The sequence below is a fragment of the Pseudomonas inefficax genome, from assembly GCF_900277125.1.
Classification (GTDB): Bacteria; Pseudomonadota; Gammaproteobacteria; order Pseudomonadales; family Pseudomonadaceae; genus Aquipseudomonas; species Aquipseudomonas inefficax.
In genome coordinates this window covers 1-2,252 of the sequence record NZ_OPYN01000027.1, presented here as the reverse complement: position 1 = coordinate 2,252, position 2,252 = coordinate 1, and the positions used below count along the sequence as shown (strand labels likewise).

General features: G+C 64.9%; 3 protein-coding genes. All 3 read left to right on the top strand.

Features of this window, described 5'->3' with window-relative positions; genetic code table 11:
- Positions 1-375 (top strand): glycine betaine ABC transporter substrate-binding protein (locus JV551A3_RS02935; protein ID WP_328592080.1); only part of this gene is annotated, 375 nt, incomplete at its 5' end.
- Positions 376-496: 121 nt separating this feature from the next.
- Complete coding sequence (locus JV551A3_RS02925) at positions 497-1,381, top strand: beta-keto acid cleavage family enzyme (protein WP_133978316.1); 885 nt, start codon at positions 497-499, stop codon at positions 1,379-1,381.
- Positions 1,382-1,652: 271 nt separating this feature from the next.
- Positions 1,653-2,252 (top strand): 3-hydroxyacyl-CoA dehydrogenase NAD-binding domain-containing protein (locus JV551A3_RS02920; protein WP_235874535.1); only part of this gene is annotated, 600 nt, incomplete at its 3' end.

The window sequence follows — 2,252 nt, the reverse complement described above, 5'->3', positions numbered from 1 at the left end:
GCGGTGCGGCGCAACGAGGCAGTGGTGTTCTTCGGTTGGGCGCCACACCCGATGAACGTGAATATCGACATGGTCTACCTGGGCGACAGCCAGGACGCCCTAGGCCCTGACGAAGGCCGCGCGACAGTGTGGACAGTGACCGCGCCGGACTATGCCGAACGCTGCCCCAACGCCCACCGCCTGCTGGCCAACCTGAACTTCAGCGCCGAGGACGAGAGCCGCATGATGCAGCCGCTGCTCGACCACAAGGATGCGCTGGAGTCAGCCCGTCAGTGGCTGAAAGACCACCCCGAGGACAAGGCCCGCTGGCTGGAGGGTGTGACCACCTTCGACGGCAAGCCGGCTGCGGACAACCTCAAGCTTACTGCCAACTGACAGGGCCCTTTCGCGGGCACGCCCGCTCCCACAGGTACAGCGCCACCATCAGGATCCCGTGATCCTGTGGGAGCGGGCGTGCCCGCGAAAAGCCCAACACAGCTATCACAAGGAACCCACCATGAACCACGACGTCATCATCACCTGCGCCCTCACTGGCGCCGGCGACACCGCCTCGAAAAGCCACCTTGTTCCAGTCACCCCCAAGCAGATCGCCGAGTCTGCCGTAGAGGCCGCCAAAGCCGGCGCCACCGTGGTCCACTGCCACGTTCGCGACCCGCAAACCGGTCGCTTCAGCCGTGATGTGGCGCTGTATCGCGAAGTCATGGAGCGCATTCGCGAAGCCGATGTGGACATCATCGTCAACCTTACCGCCGGCATGGGTGGCGACCTGGAAATCGGCCCGGGTGAAACACCACTGGAATTCGGCCCGGGTACCGACCTGATCGGCCCACTAGAACGCCTGGCCCATGTCGAAGCGCTGCTGCCGGAAATCTGCACCCTCGACTGCGGCACCCTCAATTTCGGCGACGGCAATTCGATCTACGTCTCTACCCCGGCCCAGCTGCGCGCCGGCGCCAAGCGCATCACCGAGCTGGGGGTGAAAGCCGAGCTGGAAATCTTCGACACCGGCCACCTTTGGTTCGCCAAACAGATGATCAAGGAAGGGCTGCTCGACGACCCGCTGTTCCAGCTGTGCCTGGGCATCCCATGGGGCGCGCCGGCCGATACCACCACCATGAAGGCGATGGTCGACAACCTGCCGGCAAATGTCACCTGGGCCGGGTTCGGCATCGGCCGCATGCAGATGCCTATGGCCGCCCAGGCGGTTCTGCTGGGCGGCAACGTGCGGGTGGGCCTGGAAGACAACCTGTACCTGGACCGTGGCGTGCTGGCCAGCAACGGCCAGCTGGTCGAGCGCGCAGCAGAAATCATCACTCGCATGGGTGGCCGCGTGCTCAGCCCGGCAGAAGGCCGGGAAAAAATGAACCTCAAGCGCCGCTGATTCCTTTCAAAGATTGCAGCAGCGCCACAAATCCTGTGGGAGCGGGCTTGCCCCGCGAACTGGGGCCGCGTTGCGGCCCATCGCCGGCAAGCCAGGCTCCCACAGGTACGGCGCATGGCTGGAATTCGATGCGGTCGGGGGTGGGAGCTGGCTTGCCGGCGATGGGCTGCACAGCAGCCCCACTGGCCTTAACTGCCTGGCATCAGGGCAAGCCCGCTCCCACAAGGATTGGCGCTCGTTTCAATAATTCTGTTCATCCTGAGGACTCGATATGCCCTTCATCACCGAGATCAAGACCTTCGCCGCCCTCGGTAGCGGCGTAATCGGCAGCGGCTGGGTTGCCCGCGCCCTGGCCCACGGCCTGGACGTGATCGCCTGGGACCCGGCGCCAGGCGCCGAGCAGGCCCTGCGCAAGCGCATCGCCAACGCCTGGCCGGCACTGGAAAAGCAAGGCTTGGCGCCAGGCGCAGCACAAGACCGGTTGAAGTTCGTCGCCACCATCGAGGAATGCGTCCGCGACGCCGACTTCATCCAGGAAAGCGCGCCAGAGCGACTGGACCTGAAGCTCGACCTGCATGCGAAGATCAGCGCAGCAGCCAAACCCGAAGCGATCATAGGCTCCAGCACGTCAGGCCTGCTGCCCAGCGAGTTCTACGAATCGGCCACCCACCCCGAACGCTGCGTGGTCGGCCACCCGTTCAACCCGGTCTACCTGCTGCCATTGGTCGAGATCGTCGGCGGCAACCGCACTGCCCCCGAAGCCATCGAAGCCGCGAAGACCATCTATACAGCCTTGGGCATGCGCCCGCTGCACGTACGCAAGGAAGTGCCCGGGTTCATCGCCGACCGCCTGCTCGAAGCGCTGTGGCGC